Annotated in this window: 14 protein-coding genes; 11 read left to right on the plus strand and 3 right to left on the minus strand. The window is 55.4% G+C overall.

Annotated elements, in window-relative coordinates; genetic code table 11:
• The first annotated feature begins 46 nt into the window (after positions 1 to 46).
• The 9 genes from GSQ62_RS11375 (at position 47) to GSQ62_RS11415 (ending at position 7,341) form a co-directional block, all read left to right on the plus strand.
• Entirely contained in the window at positions 47 to 1,021 is a 975-nt protein-coding gene (locus tag GSQ62_RS11375) for a polyprenyl synthetase family protein (RefSeq protein ID WP_161891419.1), read from the plus strand.
• Positions 1,022 to 1,204: 183 nt separating this feature from the next.
• The gene (locus tag GSQ62_RS11380) at positions 1,205 to 1,828 is read left to right on the plus strand and encodes a rhomboid family intramembrane serine protease (RefSeq protein ID WP_161889613.1); all 624 of its coding nucleotides are present in this window, start codon (positions 1,205 to 1,207) and stop codon (positions 1,826 to 1,828) included.
• Positions 1,829 to 1,929: 101 nt separating this feature from the next.
• Positions 1,930 to 2,400, plus strand: coding sequence for a fasciclin domain-containing protein (locus GSQ62_RS11385; protein ID WP_161889614.1), 471 nt, complete (start codon positions 1,930 to 1,932; stop codon positions 2,398 to 2,400).
• Positions 2,401 to 2,572: 172 nt separating this feature from the next.
• A complete protein-coding gene (locus GSQ62_RS11390; protein WP_161889615.1) occupies positions 2,573 to 2,998 on the plus strand; it encodes a hypothetical protein in 426 nt (141 codons plus the stop codon).
• Positions 2,999 to 3,177: 179 nt separating this feature from the next.
• Positions 3,178 to 4,956: an SLC13 family permease gene (locus GSQ62_RS11395; RefSeq protein WP_161889616.1), complete on the plus strand. Its 1,779-nt coding sequence runs from the start codon at positions 3,178 to 3,180 to the stop codon at positions 4,954 to 4,956.
• Positions 4,957 to 5,114: 158 nt separating this feature from the next.
• Positions 5,115 to 5,987, plus strand: a complete 873-nt coding sequence (locus GSQ62_RS11400; RefSeq protein ID WP_161889617.1) for a 3-keto-disaccharide hydrolase — start codon at positions 5,115 to 5,117, stop codon at positions 5,985 to 5,987.
• Positions 5,988 to 6,112: 125 nt separating this feature from the next.
• Positions 6,113 to 6,541 (plus strand): hypothetical protein, encoded by a 429-nt coding sequence (locus tag GSQ62_RS11405; RefSeq protein ID WP_161889618.1) that lies wholly within the window; start codon positions 6,113 to 6,115, stop codon positions 6,539 to 6,541.
• 160 nt (positions 6,542 to 6,701) lie between these two features.
• Positions 6,702 to 6,917: a hypothetical protein gene (locus GSQ62_RS11410; protein ID WP_161889619.1), complete on the plus strand. Its 216-nt coding sequence runs from the start codon at positions 6,702 to 6,704 to the stop codon at positions 6,915 to 6,917.
• Positions 6,892 to 7,341 (plus strand): type II toxin-antitoxin system VapC family toxin, encoded by a 450-nt coding sequence (locus GSQ62_RS11415; protein ID WP_161889620.1) that lies wholly within the window; start codon positions 6,892 to 6,894, stop codon positions 7,339 to 7,341. Before GSQ62_RS11410 ends, GSQ62_RS11415 begins: the two co-directional genes overlap by 26 nt.
• Positions 7,342 to 7,480: 139 nt before the next feature.
• On the opposite strand, the gene GSQ62_RS11420 is transcribed toward GSQ62_RS11415, so the two are convergent.
• The gene (locus GSQ62_RS11420; protein WP_161889621.1) at positions 7,481 to 9,334 is read right to left on the minus strand and encodes an ABC transporter ATP-binding protein; all 1,854 of its coding nucleotides are present in this window, start codon (positions 9,332 to 9,334) and stop codon (positions 7,481 to 7,483) included.
• Positions 9,335 to 9,506: 172 nt separating this feature from the next.
• Between GSQ62_RS11420 and GSQ62_RS11425 the strand changes: the two genes are divergently transcribed.
• Positions 9,507 to 12,140, plus strand: a complete 2,634-nt coding sequence (locus tag GSQ62_RS11425) for a DUF3857 domain-containing protein (RefSeq protein WP_161889622.1) — start codon at positions 9,507 to 9,509, stop codon at positions 12,138 to 12,140.
• Between the two features lie 136 nt (positions 12,141 to 12,276).
• On the plus strand, positions 12,277 to 12,735 hold the full coding sequence (locus GSQ62_RS11430; protein WP_161889623.1) for a hypothetical protein: 459 nt from the start codon (positions 12,277 to 12,279) through the stop codon (positions 12,733 to 12,735).
• A gap of 271 nt (positions 12,736 to 13,006) precedes the next feature.
• On the opposite strand, the gene GSQ62_RS11435 is transcribed toward GSQ62_RS11430, so the two are convergent.
• Positions 13,007 to 14,056 carry a glutathione synthetase gene (locus GSQ62_RS11435; protein ID WP_161889624.1) on the minus strand — a complete coding sequence of 350 codons (1,050 nt, stop codon included), beginning with the start codon at positions 14,054 to 14,056 and terminating at the stop codon, positions 13,007 to 13,009.
• Positions 14,057 to 14,103: 47 nt separating this feature from the next.
• Positions 14,104 to 15,951, minus strand: coding sequence for a flavohemoglobin expression-modulating QEGLA motif protein (locus tag GSQ62_RS11440; RefSeq protein WP_161889625.1), 1,848 nt, complete (start codon positions 15,949 to 15,951; stop codon positions 14,104 to 14,106).
• Between the last annotated feature and the right edge of the window lie 159 nt (positions 15,952 to 16,110).

The raw sequence follows: 16,110 nt of genomic DNA on the forward strand, positions 1-16,110 counted from the left end.
GCGCATGAAACGCCTGCTTATCACTGACCAGTTACATAGAAATTCTGTGGATATCAGTACCCTTTCCGGAAAGATACACCATACCTTGTCCACGCTGCGCTATGGCGAGCACCCGGTGGAACTATATGAGCCGATCCGCTATATCATGGCGCTGGGCGGCAAGCGCATCAGGCCCATGCTGGTGCTGCTGGCTGCCAAGATGTACGACGAGGATGTAGAAAAGGCCCTTTTGCCGGCGGCGGCGGTAGAGGTTTTCCACAACTTCACGCTCATGCACGACGACATCATGGACAAGGCCCCGCTGCGCCGGGGTGAGCAGACCGTACACGAGAAGTGGAATGCCAACACGGCCATCCTGTCGGGCGACGTGATGGTGGTGCGGGCCTACCAGCTGCTGCTGGGGGTGGAGCAAACCAAGCTGGCGCAGGTGCTGGAACTGTTCAGCGAAACAGCCGCGCAGGTTTGCGAGGGCCAGCAGCTGGACATGAACTTTGAGCGCCGGGAGCAGGTGAGCATCCAGGAGTACATCCATATGATCACGCTGAAGACGGCGGTGCTCCTGGGCTTCAGCCTGGAGATGGGCGCTATTCTCCAGAACGCGCCTATTGCCGATGCAGAGCACCTGAAAGACTTCGGCATTAACGTGGGCATCGCGTTCCAGCTCCGCGACGACCTGCTGGATGTATATGGCGACAAGGCCAAGTTCGGCAAGCAGGTGGGCGGCGACATTCTGTCAGACAAGAAGACCTTTCTGATGCTGACGGCGCTGGAGCAGGCCAATGCGGCGCAGCGGCAAACCATCATCGGCTGGCGCGACAAAACGGATAGCAGCATAGCCTTGGAGAAAGTGGACGCCATCACCGCCATATATAACCAACTCCACATCCGGCACCAGACAGAGCAGCAGATAGATTCCTATTTCCGGAAAGCGCTGCACCACCTCGATGCCGTGCAACTGCCGGAGGAGCGCAAAAGCACGATCCGGGGCCTGGCCCTGCAACTGATGGAGCGGGATAATTAATGGTTAAATGGCTATATGGCTTAATAGTTGGACCGCAGGTGTGATTTTTTGTTGGGTTGCTGATTGCTGATTATCGCTTCGCAGGTATCAAAAAAGCATATATAAAGCGTGCTACATCCATTCAACAATTCAACCATTTAAGTATTCAGTCATTCACTCAGTCACTCATTCAAAATTCAACTAATGAGCGTTACCCTTATATTGATTATTATCACCGTTGGAATATCCCTGTATGCGTGGCAGAACGAAAGCCTGATGCACAAATGGATTTTCCAGCCATACGCCGTGCAGCGTGACAACTCCTGGTACCGCTTCCTGACCTCCGGCTTCCTGCACGCCGACATGATGCACCTGTTCTTCAACATGTTCACGCTGTTCTTTTTCGGGCAGGCCGTGGAGCAGACGTTCATGGTTATATTTGGGGCGGAGACGGGCATCCTGCTGTACCTGCTGCTCTACCTGGGCGGCATCATTATCTCCGATATCCCCACTTACTTCAAGCACCGCAACGACCCGCCTTACCGCGCGCTAGGCGCTTCGGGCGGCGTGGCTTCGGTAGTGTTCTCCAGCATCCTGTTTTACCCCACCAACGACATCTGCCTGTACGGGCTGCTGTGCATTCCCGGGTTTATCCTGGGGGTGCTGTACGTGCTGTACTCCTACTACTCCGGCAAGCGCATGGGCGACAACATCAACCACGATGCGCACCTGTACGGCGCGGTATATGGCTTTGTGCTGAGCCTGGTGCTGGTGCCGCAGGCGCTGCCGAGCTTCTTTGAGCAAATCGGCAACTGGCGCCTGTTCTGAGGGAGCTTAAAACCTTGCAGCCCTGGCACTTCTCTGGGGAACGATGTGTAGCCTTATTATATATATCTTCGTATATATAATAAGTATCAACGCCTTGTACCATGAGGGAACTGTATCACCGGTTGTATAGGAAGCTTGCCGTGCTGGCGCTGCTGCTGGCACTGGGGCAGCCCCTGCTGGCACAGGAGGCGGCAAAGCGCATAACCCTGATGCAGTATGTGATGCAGGAAAGGCCGGTGCTGGCGGAGCTCGTTACCAAAGCGGGTCTCACCCCCGTTCTTTCAGGCGATGCGCCATATACCATTCTCGCCCCGCCCGAAGCAGAACTTGCGAAACTAAAGGATCTGCCCCCTGTGCGGATAAGGGCGGTGCTGTTGGGCCATATACTGGAAGGGGTGTTTCAGGAGAAAGATTTTAAAGATGGGGCCACTCTCGAGACGCTCGCGCACACCAGCATAACCGTCTGCCGCAAAAAAGACTACACCCTCATAGACGGCCTGCGCATCAGCGGCGACAAGGCGCAGGCAAAAAACGGCGTGGTGCACAGCCTCTCCGGCAAACTGAACCTATAGCAGCAGAGTTTCTGAAGTAATTTGAGTGCAGATTTTCCTGTATGGGCCAGGCAGCAGGGAGTTTCCGGATATGATGAGCCAAAAGGGAACAGCGTATCTTTATAAAGCTTAACAGAAACTAAGCATTATGATACGCAGCGGTGGCAGAAGTACGTAGAACAACTAAGACCTTATGCACCCTGAAAACCTACATACCGCCCCCGACAAGTCCAAAATAGTAGTGGCCCGGAATGATTGTTACGAGTTTATATACGATAATAGCAGAAATAGGATATACCACGTTGTGAAGGGTTTCTGGAAGAACAGGGAAGCCGTGCCTGACTTTCTGGATGATCTGCAGAAAACGATCCGGATGGCGAAGCCGGGCTTCAGCCTGTTGATAGACCTGCGCACCATGCTGACGCACCCGCAGCCGCTCAGCAGCCTGCACCTGGAGGCGCACAACCTGATACAGGGAGGCGGGTTGGCGAAGGCCGCCTTTGTGGTACCCACAGACCGCATTGCCACCCTGCAGGTAGAGGAGATAAACGGAAAAAGCCAGATGCCTTCAGAAAGCTTTTCTTCGCTTGATGAGGCAGAAGTATGGCTAGGGGCCTGATTTTTTCTGGACAGCCCGCACCTTATCAATAAAATATAGAGCCTTTTAGAGGTTTAGCCGTAACAGGCATATAAAAATTCTCAATCCGGACTTTGCCTGCTGCTGATTTTACCGCGATACGCTGTATTTGCAACACTTAGCACTCAAACGCAGGTGGCTAAAGCATCGCCTTCGCGCCTATGACCTATGAGATAGCCTTAGTGCTTGGGATCATCACACTGGCAGTTGTCCTGTTTGTGTCCGAGCGCCTGTCTATCGACACCGTGGCCATCCTCATCATGGTGCTGTTCATGCTCACTGGCGTGCTGACGCCGGCAGAGGGCTTCGCGGGCTTCAGCAACCCCGCCACCCTGACCGTGGCCGCCATGTTCATCGTCAGTTCGGCCATCTTCAAGTCCGGGGCCCTGAACAGTATCGGCATTATCCTGACGCGCGTCGGCCGCAAGAACTACCTCCTTTGCCTGCTTTTTGTCATGCTCATTTCCGGTGCCCTGTCGGCGTTCATCAACGACACAGCGGTGGTGGCGCTGCTCATGCCCATGGTCATTCAGGTGAGCAAAGACATCCGCGTCAGTCCCTCCAAACTGCTTATCCCGCTGTCGTTCAGCGCGCTGCTGGGCGGTGTCTGCACCCTTATCGGCACCTCCACCAACATCCTGGTCAGTGGTATTGCGCAGGCGCAGGGCGAGGAGCCGCTTGGGATGTTTGAGTTTACGCCCGCTGGCATATGTTTTCTGCTGGTGGGCATTGCCTATATGTTTTTTGTGGGGAGGCACCTGCTGCCCAACCGCAAATTAGCCGAAGACCTTTCCGAGGACTTTAACCTGGGGCAGTACCTGACCGAGGTGGTGCTGCTGCCCGACTCACCCTCGGTGGGGATGCCGCTGGAAAAGACAGGGCTGGTGCAGAACCTGGATGTGATTGTGATGCAGGTAACGCGGCGGAAAAAGAGTGTCCCCGTCAGCCCCTCGCTTGTGCTGGAGGCAAACGATGTGCTGAAGGTGCGCTGCGGCGTGGAGAAGCTGAAAATGCTGAAGGAGGAGAAGGGCATAAAACTGAAGTCGGAGCGGAAGTTCCACGACGACAGCCTGCACCTCAACGACAGCAAGCTCTACGAGGCCATCATCACCCCCAACTCCTATATGGAGGGCAAGTCGCTGAAGGAACTGGATTTCCGGGCCTATAACCACGGCGCCTCCGTGCTGGCCATCCGCCACCGCGATGCGATTGTGAACGAGAAGCCGGGGCACATCAAACTCTCCGCCGGCGACGTGCTGCTCATTGCCGCCAGCCAGAGCCAGGCAGAGAAGTTGCGCAAAAACGACGATTTGCTCATTATCTCCCAAACCGAGCACCGGCCTTTCAACTACGGCAAGATTATACCGGTGCTCACTGTCAGTGTGGCGGTGGTGGCTGCGGCGGCAACAGGGCTGATACCGATTGTGCTGAGTGCCATGACGGGCGTAATGGTGCTGATTCTCCTCAAGTGCATCCGGATGGATGAGGCGTACAAGGCGATTGACTGGAAAGTGATTTTCATGCTGGCGGGTGTGCTCTCGATGGGCACCGCTCTCGAAAAAACCGGTGCCGCCAAGCTGCTGGCCGACTTCCTGATAGCTGGTGTGGGCGACCATGGGCCGCACGCGCTCATGTCCGTCTTTTTCTTCATCACTTTTATGAGCACCAACTTCATGTCGAACAATGCCACGGCGGCGCTGCTGGCCCCCATTGCCATCGTGACGGCACACGAAATGGGGGTGAGCGTGCGGCCTTTCCTGATGGCGGTGACCTATGGGGCCTCCCTTAGCTTCATGACGCCGATGGGCTACCAGACCAACACCATGATATATGGCCCCGGCAACTACCGCTTCACTGACTACCTGAAAGTGGGCACACCGCTCAACCTCCTCTTCTGGCTGCTCGCCTCAATCATCCTGCCCTACTTTTTCCCGTTTTAAGCTGCGGGATATATAAACGGATGTTCCACGTGGAGAAGGCGCTGGCGGATATATAGGGTTAATTTACCCGAAGCTTCCTATATTAGTACGGGCAAGGCCGTCAGGGCATGCGCGAAGCTTATCATCGTAAACTTTCATACAGTATCACTGAAACGACTATGTCAATAAGAATCACCCTTCAGAAGCATGCGTCTATTTATGGCCCATGGATTTTTGCCTTTTTGCTGCTGGCCTGCACCTCGTCTGCGCCGGAGCAAAACATTGCCGAAGCCGAAGAAACCAAAGCAGCCGAAAAAGGAGAGTGGGTGTCGCTTTTCAACGGGAAGGATATAGAGGACTGGATTGTGAAGATACACCACCACGAGGTGGACGAGAACTTCGGCAACACCTTCCGGGTGGAGGATGGCATGATTAAAGTGCGCTACGACCAGTACGGCGACTTCAACGAGCAGTACGGGCACCTGTATTACAAGCGGCCGTTCTCCAGTTACCACCTGGTGGTGGAGTACCGCTTCGCCGATGAGTGGCATCCGGGCGCGCCGGACTATACCATCCGGAACAGCGGCGTGATGTTCCACTCCCAGGACCCGCGAACGATGCCGAAGGAGCAGGATTGGCCCATCTCGGTGGAGATGCAGTTTCTGGCGAGCCTAGGTGACGGCAAGCCGCGCCCCACCGGCAACATGTGCTCGCCGGGCACTGACGTAGTGTATGAAGGCAAAATTGACCCCCGGCATTGCATCGATTCCAGCTCTAAAACTTATGACATAGACGAGTGGGTGCGGGCGGAGCTTATCGTTCTGGGGGATTCCCTGGTGAAGCATATCATTAACGGCGACACAGTGCTGCAGTACACGAAGCCGCAGATCGGCGGCGGTGTGGTCAACAATTTTGACCCGGCCCTAAAGCAGGACGGCAAGCTGCTGAGCGAAGGATATATAGCCCTGCAAAGCGAAGGCCAGGCCATCGACTTCCGTAAAGTCGAAATCAAAGAACTGGATGCATCCGGTGCGGCTAAAAGCTCAAAGTAAGTTCCTACTATTTCATTAATGAGTAATGTATCGCTCATAGGCATCGCAAAAAGAGAGAAGAGGCAGGGGCTCCTGCTATATGGTAGTTATACAGTATTATAATTCCCCCAACACATAATAAAGGATTGAAAATACCCATCAAAAAGACAGAAACGACCATTATAGACAGGGTCGTATGGAATTGGGTTTTTATCCATTACTGTGGGCAGATTATAGGGCAATGGCAAAAGAAATACGTTTATAATGGCTTGGCTAATGTTCTCGCTTCTCAAGTTTCAATATCAACATCAGCAATACCAGTATTCATCTTCTTGCTGCTTGGAGGCAAATCTCATTTTTGGGGTGCTATTTTGGTAATGGGATATATCTTATCACTTCAAGTGCTGTTAAAGAAGCCTTTAATGCAACTGGTTGACCTGAAGGAGTTAGAAAGAGCATATCAGCAGATTTCAAGACAGCAGAGAATAAGGAAGTTTATCTTAGCTGTTGTTATGTTTGTGTTTTCTTTCTTTATATCAATTGCATCATATAAAGTTGTAGGTGCTATTCTATAAGTGAAAAGGATAATGAATGGAAGAAAAACGTTGCATGACCAAGTATATAAGCTAAACTCTGCTATGCCTCGCTCACCTCATATACCAGCACGCAGGCAAAAGGAAAAAATCAATGATGTATAAATGCCGTATATTATTGGTAGGAATTAAGCAGAGCACCATGAGTACGAGAGCCATAAGCGATATTTTAAGCCAGATAAAGCAGCTGAACCATTTGGACAGAATCAGCATACTGGAGAAAGTAGTGTCCCTGATAAAAAAGGAAAGTGTAGAAAAAAAACATGTCAGCCTGTCTTCCATCGGCGGGCTTGGCTCCGAAATATGGAAAGAAACGGACATAGATAAGTATATTGAAAACGAAAGGCAATGGGATTGAGAAAACTAAAGTCCCAAACCATTTTTCTGGATACTGCCCGCTCATTTACTTTATTGAAGGTAATACGGCTTATCAGGCTGGCCTTAAGAATTTCTTTGCCGCTTTTGACAAAGGTGATTTTGCCATTATTACTTCAACCTTGACACTCCTCGAAGTCCTGGTCCAACCTATGAAGTTGAACCGTCAGGATTTAGTAGAGCAATACAAGCGAATACTGTCTTCCGCATCGGGAATAGAGATACTTGAAATAACTTCTGCTGTTGCATGCAGGGCGGCTGAATTAAGAGCAAAGTATAAGTTGAAAACACCTGACTCCATTCAGGTTGGAACTGCTTTGGAATATGAAGCCAAATATTTCCTGACTAACGACGTCAGACTGAGTATTATCAAGGAAATAAAAACAATCACTCCGCAAGAACTTTAACAAGAAGTGCTTTGCTTAAATGTAAGTTGGGTTTCTTCCCCGGATGATGTTTAATGCTTCCTGCAACCGCCGTCTTGTCCAACATTTTCCTACAGATAAGTCTCCCAGCCGCTAATTAGTAAAACCAAAATAAAAAGCGCTACATATACCCCTTTGCCTGCAGCAGGAACAGCTCGGCATATTTGCCGTTGCGCGCCAGCAGTTCCTCGTGCGTGCCCAATTCCTTTAGCTGGCCCTGCTCCAGGAACAGGATGCGGTCGGCCATGCGCACCGTGGAGAAGCGGTGGGAGATGAGGACGGCGGTGCGGCCTTCAATCAGTTCGGAGAAGCGCAGGAAAACCTCGTGCTCGGCGCGGGCATCCAGAGCGGAGGTGGGTTCGTCGAGTATCAGGAGCTGCGCGTCGCGCATATAGGCGCGGGCCAGCGCCACCTTCTGCCACTCACCGCCCGAAAGCTCCACGCCCTTCTCGAAACGCTTGCCCAGCACCTGGTCGTACTTGTCCGGCAGCCGCTGGATCACAAGGTCGGCGAGGCTCTTTTGGGCGGACCCCTGGATGCGCTCCTTATCCAGGATATTGCTGATCTGGCCGATGGCGATGTTGTCGGAGGCGGTCATCTGGAAGCGCACGTAGTCCTGGAAAATAATGCCAACCTGGTGGCGAAGATCGTTCAGGTCATACTCGCGCAGGTCCACGCCGTCCAGCAGAATACGGCCTTCGGAGGGTTCATATAGCCGTGCCAGCAGCTTCACGAGCGTGGTTTTGCCAGCGCCGTTCTCGCCCACCAGTGCCATTTTCTCCCCAGCCTTCAAATGAAACGACAGGTGCCGCACCGCCCACCTTTCGCTGTTGTGGTACTTAAAGCCGACATTCTCGAAAGTAAAGCCCTGCCGGATGGGGCGCGGCAGCGGCAGCGGGTTGGCGGGCGGCGTGATCTGCGGTTTCAGCTCCAGGAAATCAAAAAGGTCCTGCAGGTAAAGCGAACTCTCGGCAATTTGGGAGAAGCGCGTCATGATGCCCTGTAGCAGACCGCGCATGCTGCTGAAAGAGCCTGCCAGGAACGTGAGGCTACCAATGGTTATCACGCCCATCACCGTCTGAAACAAAATGAATATATAGGCACCATAGTAAGCCAGCGTGCCGATGGCCGAGAGGGCGCTGCCCCACACGGCCCGTTTCACGGTGATGCTTTTGTTCAGGGCATAGTACCTGTCGGAGAGTTCTTTGAAGCGGCTGGCCAGGAAGCCCGAGAGGTTGAAGGTCTTGATTTCTTTGGCGGTTTCGTCGGAGGCGCCTATATAGCGCAGGTAGTCCAGCTCACGGCGCTCGGGCGTCCAGGAGCGGGAGAGGGAGTAGGTGCGCTCGTTGAAGTGGCTTTCCCCCAGAAAAGACGGCACCACGGCAATCAGCAGAATCAGGATGAGCCAGGGGTTGAATGCTATCAAACCGGCCGCCAGGAAGCCGATGGTGACAATGTCCTGCACCTGCGAGAGCACCTGCGACATAAGCACCACGCGCGTGACCGTTTGCCGCCGGGCCCGCTCCAGCTTGTCATAAAAAGTAGCATCTTCGAACTGCGCCAGGTCCAGCGTGGCGGCGTGCTCTATCAGCGTGACGGAAGTGCGGTTCGAGAAGAGGTCGCCCAGCAGGCTGTCCATCAGCGTGATGCCCCGGTTTATCAGGTCCGACAGCACGGCCAGCCCCAGTTCCAGCGCCACCAGCACCCACAGGTAGGTCAGGTCGCGGTCGCCCGCCACATCCGTCAGCCGCACCACCTCGTCTATGATCAGCTTGCCTATATAGAGCAGCGTAATCGGCAGCGCAGATTTGAACAGGCGCAGCAGCACGTTGGCAACTGTCATGCGCGGGCTCGTCTCCCAGATGAGCCGGAAGAACTTGGGCAGATTCTTCAGAGCGCCCAGTTGCTCCCGAAAGCTTTTCTTCTCCGTGTCTGATTGGCTGGCGCCTCTGGTGCCTTTCCTGTTGTTGTCCATATATACATCTCTCCCTGCTTTCGCCACCCCGGTCTATATATACAGCACAGCGGGTTATATGTTTGGCGGCAGGTACCGGCGGGAAATAAAATAAAAAAGTTTTACGGAATAGTTTTATATCTTGATAACATAAAATATACTATATTTAAGAGCCTATATATTTTATTTTATCATGAACACTTTTCCTGAAAACAAACCTAAGCATGTCAGGTTGCTGCTCTTGCTGCTGCTTCTGGCCTTGTGGCAACCGGTCACCTTTGCTTCTCCCCGCAACGTATCGGTAACGCCCGAGCCGGCCTGGATCAAAAAACTCCCCACCCGCACCCAGACCAGCATCAGCCCGGGCGATGTGAACGGCGGTTTCCATTACCTGCAGATGAGCATACAGTTTGAGGTGGCGCGGCAGGAGCGGTATTACCAGTATGTGTACAAACTCACGACAGAGGAGGGCGTGCAGAACCTTTCGGAGCTGAACATCTCCTTCGACCCCCACTACGAGCAATTGCAACTGCACCAGGTGGTGGTGTGGCGCAACGGGGAGCCCATCAACCAACTGGACCTGGACAGGGTGAAGGTGCTGCAGCGCGAGCAAGGCATGGAACAGGGCATCTATGACGAAAGCCTGACGGCCGTGCTGGTGCTGGAGGATGTGCGCGTGGGGGATGTGGTGGCGTATTCCTTCACCATTAAAGGCGGCAACCCGGTGTTCGGCGGCAAGTTCTTCAGCTCCTTCAACCTGCAGGGCTACGACCCGATGGACGAACTGCTGGTGCGCCTGGTGGCCCCGCAGGACCGCACCATCCACTACAAGCTGTACCGCACCGACAAGAAACCGGGAGTGGCCACGGCCAACGGCCACACCACCTACACCTGGCACCTGAAAGACCTGCCCGCCACCCCCGTCGACGATGAGACACCGTCGTGGTTCGACCCGTACCCTGGCGTCTACCTGTCGGAGTACAGCTCGTGGGAGGAGGTGGCGCAGTGGGCGCTGCCGCTGTATGAGGGGCATGAGAAGCCAGGCAAGGCGCTGCAGGCGAAGATAGACAGCATCAGCAGCGCCTACGGCAGCGACGAGGCCCGGCTGGAGGCGGCGCTGCGCTTTGTGCAGGACGAGGTGCGCTACCTGGGCTTTGAGGCGGGCATCGGCGGCTTCAAGCCCCGCTCCCCGTCGGCGGTATATGCGCAGCGCTTCGGCGACTGCAAAGACAAGGCCCTGCTGCTGTGTACCATGCTGCGCCAGATGAACATCAGGGCCAGCCCGGCGCTGGTCAATTCCACGTCGGCGCATATACACAACCAGTTGCCCTCGCCGCAGGCCTTCAACCACTGCATTGTGCGGGTCGAGCTGCTGGGCGGGCAGGCCTACTGGTACGACGCCACCATCAGCAAGCAGCGCGGCGACTACAAAAGCATTCACCTGCCCAACTACGGCAAAGCGCTCGTTATCGCCCCGCACACGAAAGACCTGGCCGATGTTGCACCGCCCGCCACAGACGAGCCGCACGTCAGCGCGCAGGAGATATACTATATGGACGGCACAGAAAGCCCCGTGACGCTGGAGGTGCGCACCGCCTACACCGGCTCGGAGGCCGATTACCAGCGGAGCTACTTCGCCACCACCAGCCTGAAGGACATCGAGAAGAGCTACCTGAACTTCTACGCCAGCCAGTACCCGGAGATTGAGAAAGCCGCCGACCTGGCGTTCGAGGACATGGAGGCCAGCAATACCTTCACCGTTATCGAGAAGTACAGCATCAGCAATTTCTGGGCGGAACAGGAAGAAAACGGGGAGGTGCTGGAGGCGTGGTTCTCGCCCCAGGTGCTGCGCGGCTATATACGCCAGCCCAAAACGAGCAAGCGAACCATGCCGCTCGCGCTGAGCCACCCCTTATATATAGAGCAGAAGATAACGGTGCTGCTGCCGGAGAGCTGGCCCATCGCCAACGCGGAAAAGGAGATAGCCGACGATGCCTTCTTCTTCCGGAAAACAGTGGACTACGGCCCGGGCGGAAAAGAACTCACGCTGCACTACTCGTATCAGTCGCACCAGGATTATGTGGAGGCCGAAGCCACCGCCGGCTACCTGCGCAACCAGAAAGCCCTGCTGGAGGAACTGAGCTACGGCCTGACCTATAACAAGGCGCTTGCCGCTGGCGCTGAGACCGACTTTAGCTGGGCGGTGCTGCTCCTGGTGCTGGTGCTGACGGGCGGCTTCGCTTTCGGGGCATATAAATTGTATTTCTGGGATCCTGTGCCAGCCTACGGAAACGACATCTGGAGCAGCAGGGAGAGCATCGGCGGCTGGCTGGTGCTGCCTCTCATCGGGCTGTTCTTCACGCCGGTGCGCGTGCTGAATTTCCTGGTATCGAACGAGTATTTTAACCAGAAGGTGTGGGACGAGCTGCTGAATGCCTCCTCCAACGTGTACTCGCCCGCGCTGGTGGGAGTGTCCATGGCCGAGCTCGCCGTGAACGTGGCATTTATGGTATATAGCGTGCTGTTGATCTTCCTGTTCATCCGGCGGCGCAGCAGCGTCCCGAAGCTGATGGTGATTTTTTATACCGCTAACGCCTGTTTCGTGCTGTCCGACTATATGCTGGTGCGGGCCCTGAACCTGCCGACCGCAAGCGCCACGGAAGGCATCAGCACGATTGTGGGCGCCCTGGTGGGCGCCGCCATCTGGATTCCGTATTTCAACCTGTCCGAAAGAGTGAAGGCGACCTTCGTGGAGCAACTGCAGCCAGCACCGGTTTATGAGGAGGAGGTAGAGGCGCTGAATGAGGATGAACAGATTGAGGCGTAGGGGCTGCTGCATGGTATATAACAGGAGCGCTAAAACTTATCTATCCTGCATTACATATAGCATCTATAGCAGCGGGACAGCCTCCTTTTTTAGAAGCAGTATCTGAAACAGCCTTTTTGCAGTATGGTATCTATATATGACGAGATACCTGCTGTACTTCCTGACGGGCGTGGCCGTGGCCACCTTTATCCTTTTTTTCAGGGGCTATGCCGGCGTGGGGCACTCGGCGTATGCCGATGTTGCGCTGCGGGCGGCCATGGTGTTGTTCGGGGTGGTGTCGTGGCTCACGCTTTTCCGGATGAGGGTAGGGGCTTTGCTGGCGCTGGGGTGCCTGCTGGCTATGGTGCCCTGGGCGGTGCGGCTGTGGGGAGTTATTCCGGAGCGGGAGTCGGATTTAACCCACTATATACTGCTGGCGCATGCGGTGCTGTCGGGTTTGCTGCTGCTTTCGCTTCTCGTGAGCGCCCGCTATGCCTTCAGCCGTCACTCCTGGCGGCTGGGCACCGCCACACCGGGGCTTCTCGTCAAAATCCTCCTTTCGCTGATTCCGCTCGCCGTGGCGGCAGCCTGGTTTGCAGTGATGCCGAAACTGTAATACCCGCACAAAACGAGATGCACCGCATCGATTCCTGACAGGCAGGTTTAGCCATGCCCACTATCGGGATATAGGAATTGATTTACATATGATAGCATGTTCATATATATCCCGCTTCTGGCAGGCACCCGCCTGGTTTAAGCAGGGGCTATATATAACTTGCCTGCCAGAGCAGTAGTGCCGGGTTTGGGATATAAAAATGGCTAAGCCGCCGGTTTTGCCCACCGCTGACTTAGCCATATATAAGAAGAGGAGTTGTGGCTCCTCTGTGTCAAATCATCGCCACGGTCTTGTTGTCAACCTGCGTGCCGTAGGTTTTTTTGTAATGCACTTTCCGCTCCAGCGCCGCAATCACGGGCTCCGAGAAGTCCACGCCCTCCAGCTCGCTGGCGTCCGGCAAGGCACCGGGGCTGAACACGTTGATCTCCATCAGCTTACTTCCCACAATATCCAGGCCCACCAGGAACATCCCGTCCTGTATCAGTTTCGGGCGCACCAGCTCCACCAGGTCCAGCATGCGCTGGTCTACCTTGGCCGCCACAGCCGAGCCGCCCGCGTGCATGTTGCTCCGGATGTCGTCCTTGCTGTTGACGCGGCGAATGGCGCAGTACTTGCCTTTGTGCTGCAGCGCCTCGCCGTTCATCACAAACAGGCGCACGTCGCCCTCGGTGGCCTCCGGCAGGTATTCCTGGGCTATCACGTAGCCGTCGCGGCTGATGGCCTCCACAATCTGGTTCAGGTTGGTGGCGTCTTCTTTCTTCACCATAAATACGCCCGAGCCGCCGGAGCCCTGCAGCGGCTTCAGGATGATGTTGTTCTTCTGCTCACTGAAGAACTCCTTGATCTCATTCTTGTCGCGCGTGATGAGGGTGCGCGGGCGCACGGCCTCCGGGAAATGCTGGAAGTACATCTTGTTCACGGCATCGGAGAGCGAGGTGGGGTCGTTGAGCACAATCACGCCATGGCGCATGGCCAGCTGCCCGAAAATAATGCCCGCGTTCTGTGCCCAGGCGCGGCCCTCGCCCTCAGCGGAAGGGTCGTTGCGGAGCATGATGATGTCCAGGTCCGGGGCGGTGATGCGCGTACGGGTGGCCTTCTCGCCTTGTACGGCCTCTATATAGGTAGCCGGGGATTTGTACTTGTGCTTTGGGTCGGCCTGCACGGCGGTGGCGCCCATATAGCCGTCGGGGTAATAGGCCAGGTCGCCCACGCCGGTCAGGTACACGTTGTGCCCCTGGTTGTGCATGCGCTGCGCCAGGAAAATGGTGGTATAGGAGGCTTTCTCGGTGCTGATGTCGTTTACTACAAATGCTATATTCATGTGTTGGTTGCGGATTATATATGGTTCTGGTGTGAAGAATACTGATTTTACAATAGGTTAAATACTGATATGCCCGCCTTTAGTTGTTCCAGTTTTGGTTTGATGGCCGGATCGAGCAGGTAGCGGGGCTTGATGGGCACCGGCCGCAGCACGTTTCGATATATGAGCTCCTGCACAATCGGTATATAGTCCTGCCGGATTTTGCCGATCAGCAGCGGCTCCAACTCGTGGCCCTGCTTCAGGTAGTCGAGCAGGTGTACGAGGCCGCGCAGGTACACGGCGTCCTTGGTGAGGCCGCCGCCGCGGTGTACGCGCATGGCAATGTCGAAAGCGGTTTCCTCATCGAAATGATACGCGTCTTTCAGGCGGTGGAAATTGTCGGTGAAGCTGCAGCCCTTGGTAAGATGGTAGACCGTTACCACGCGCGCCGCCAGTATGCGCATCCTGTCCTGGTCGAGGCCGCCCACCAGGTATTCGCTCAGCACGGCCAGCCCCTCCTGCAACTCCTCGTAGCCGGGGCTGCCCACGTACAGTTGCTGCAGCGGCTGGGCCTTGCCGTTGAAATACGTCAGGATGTGCGTGCCTACCTCGTGCTGGATGAGCGCCTGCGCCCGGTGGCGCGGTATTTTGGCATCGGTGCCCACATTCAGCCTGCCCTTCGACACAATCAGGCCCACCACGTCGTCCCGCACGTCCACCCCCGAGTCCACGCCTTTGTACTGGGCCTTCAGAAAATCAATCTCCTGCCCGGCCAGCGCAGCGAATTCTGGAACAGGTATAATTTCCGCGTCAGCATCCCGGACAGGCTCCGGGATGGCCGCCAGAATGCCCTCCGCCACTTTCAGCAACTGGTCGTCCACCCCGCCGAAAAGCTGCATGCTGCTATATATAAAGTCGGGTGTGTTGCGGTCGGCGAGCATGGTCAGCATCTTGTCCAACTCGTGGCGCTTGTCCCGGAACAGGAAGCCCAGGGTGGGGTCGTCGATTTTCTCGATGGGGATGTTGTAGAGCGTGCGTTTCAGCTGGTCAGCATCCACGGGCATCAGGCGGTAATGGAACGTGGGCGCCTTGCTGAATTTTGCCTTCCGGAACTCCTCCCAGGCCTCGTTGTTGTTCACCGGCGTCACCAGCAGCAGAAACTGGAACTGGTCGCTGATGGCGGTCAGCTGCTTGTCGATGCGCCACACCACGCGGTTCACGGCCTGCCGCCCCAGCGCCTGGAAATGCACGGGCTTGGTGGCTGTCTGCACCGACAGGAAGTCAAAGACCGTTTTCTTGATGGCGTTGGAGAGCTTCTCGCGGAGCGTGCGGAGCAGCAGGGGGTAAGCCCTACCGGTCTTGCTGTCGGAGTAAACGGGCTTCATCTCCAGCCCGAGCATCAGGTAGCTGTGCTTTTTGAGTTCTTCTTCCGGCATCAGGCGCAGCGGGCCTTCCAGCAGCGCCTTGTTCGAGGCCGTCTCCACGGAAGTGTGGATGCCGCTGATTTTGATTTGCTCCAGCTCCTGGGTCAGCGTGCTGATGGTGGCGGGCAGCTGCTTCTCCGGCCCCAGCACCCTGAACAGTGGCGTATCCGAGTCTGCGGAGGGGGCAGCCAGCAACTCCAGTATCATAAAAGCGCCAAACTGATCGGCCATCTCTTCCGCCACCGCCCTTATCAGCTCCTGCAAAGCGGGCATCTGCTCCTCATGCGAGATGATATAGGAAGCCGTGGCCTTCGCAAAGTCGGCGGTGGCGTGGTCGGGGTTTCCGGCGGGGTGGCGGAAAAGCACCAGGAAGGGCAGGGGCCGGTCTATATAGACGAGCCCGCCCTGCGGCAGCCGCCGGTGTACCTGCTTGCCGCGCTTCAGGCTTTTGCGCACCTTCTTTATGAAGCTGTCGGATATATCTTCCATCATTTCTAGGGTGTGCGGAGCAGCACCTAAAATTTATATATGGGGCGGCTATATAATTTAATTGTTAAATGGCTTTCATAAGATTGCCTGATACTTGTGTGCTTTTTAACCATATAGTTAAAAGGACACAAGTATCAGGTAGCAAGACACAAGACTTATGTG

The sequence above is a fragment of the Pontibacter russatus genome, assembly GCF_009931655.1.
Lineage (GTDB): Bacteria > Bacteroidota > Bacteroidia > Cytophagales > Hymenobacteraceae > Pontibacter > Pontibacter russatus.

Bases quoted from the DNA above. Each gene is read 5' to 3' on its own strand.
- GSQ62_RS11430 (WP_161889623.1), top strand. From the start codon at position 12,277: ATGACGAGATACCTGCTGTACTTCCTGACGGGCGTGGCCGTGGCCACC.
- GSQ62_RS11425 (WP_161889622.1), top strand. From the start codon at position 9,507: ATGAACACTTTTCCTGAAAACAAACCTAAGCATGTCAGGTTGCTGCTC.
- GSQ62_RS11380 (WP_161889613.1), top strand. From the start codon at position 1,205: ATGAGCGTTACCCTTATATTGATTATTATCACCGTTGGAATATCCCTG.
- GSQ62_RS11420 (WP_161889621.1), bottom strand. From the start codon at position 9,334: ATGGACAACAACAGGAAAGGCACCAGAGGCGCCAGCCAATCAGACACG.
- GSQ62_RS11435 (WP_161889624.1), bottom strand. From the start codon at position 14,056: ATGAATATAGCATTTGTAGTAAACGACATCAGCACCGAGAAAGCCTCC.
- GSQ62_RS11400 (WP_161889617.1), top strand. From the start codon at position 5,115: ATGTCAATAAGAATCACCCTTCAGAAGCATGCGTCTATTTATGGCCCA.
- GSQ62_RS11410 (WP_161889619.1), top strand. From the start codon at position 6,702: ATGAGTACGAGAGCCATAAGCGATATTTTAAGCCAGATAAAGCAGCTG.
- GSQ62_RS11385 (WP_161889614.1), top strand. From the start codon at position 1,930: ATGAGGGAACTGTATCACCGGTTGTATAGGAAGCTTGCCGTGCTGGCG.
- GSQ62_RS11390 (WP_161889615.1), top strand. From the start codon at position 2,573: ATGCACCCTGAAAACCTACATACCGCCCCCGACAAGTCCAAAATAGTA.
- GSQ62_RS11395 (WP_161889616.1), top strand. From the start codon at position 3,178: ATGACCTATGAGATAGCCTTAGTGCTTGGGATCATCACACTGGCAGTT.
- GSQ62_RS11440 (WP_161889625.1), bottom strand. From the start codon at position 15,951: ATGATGGAAGATATATCCGACAGCTTCATAAAGAAGGTGCGCAAAAGC.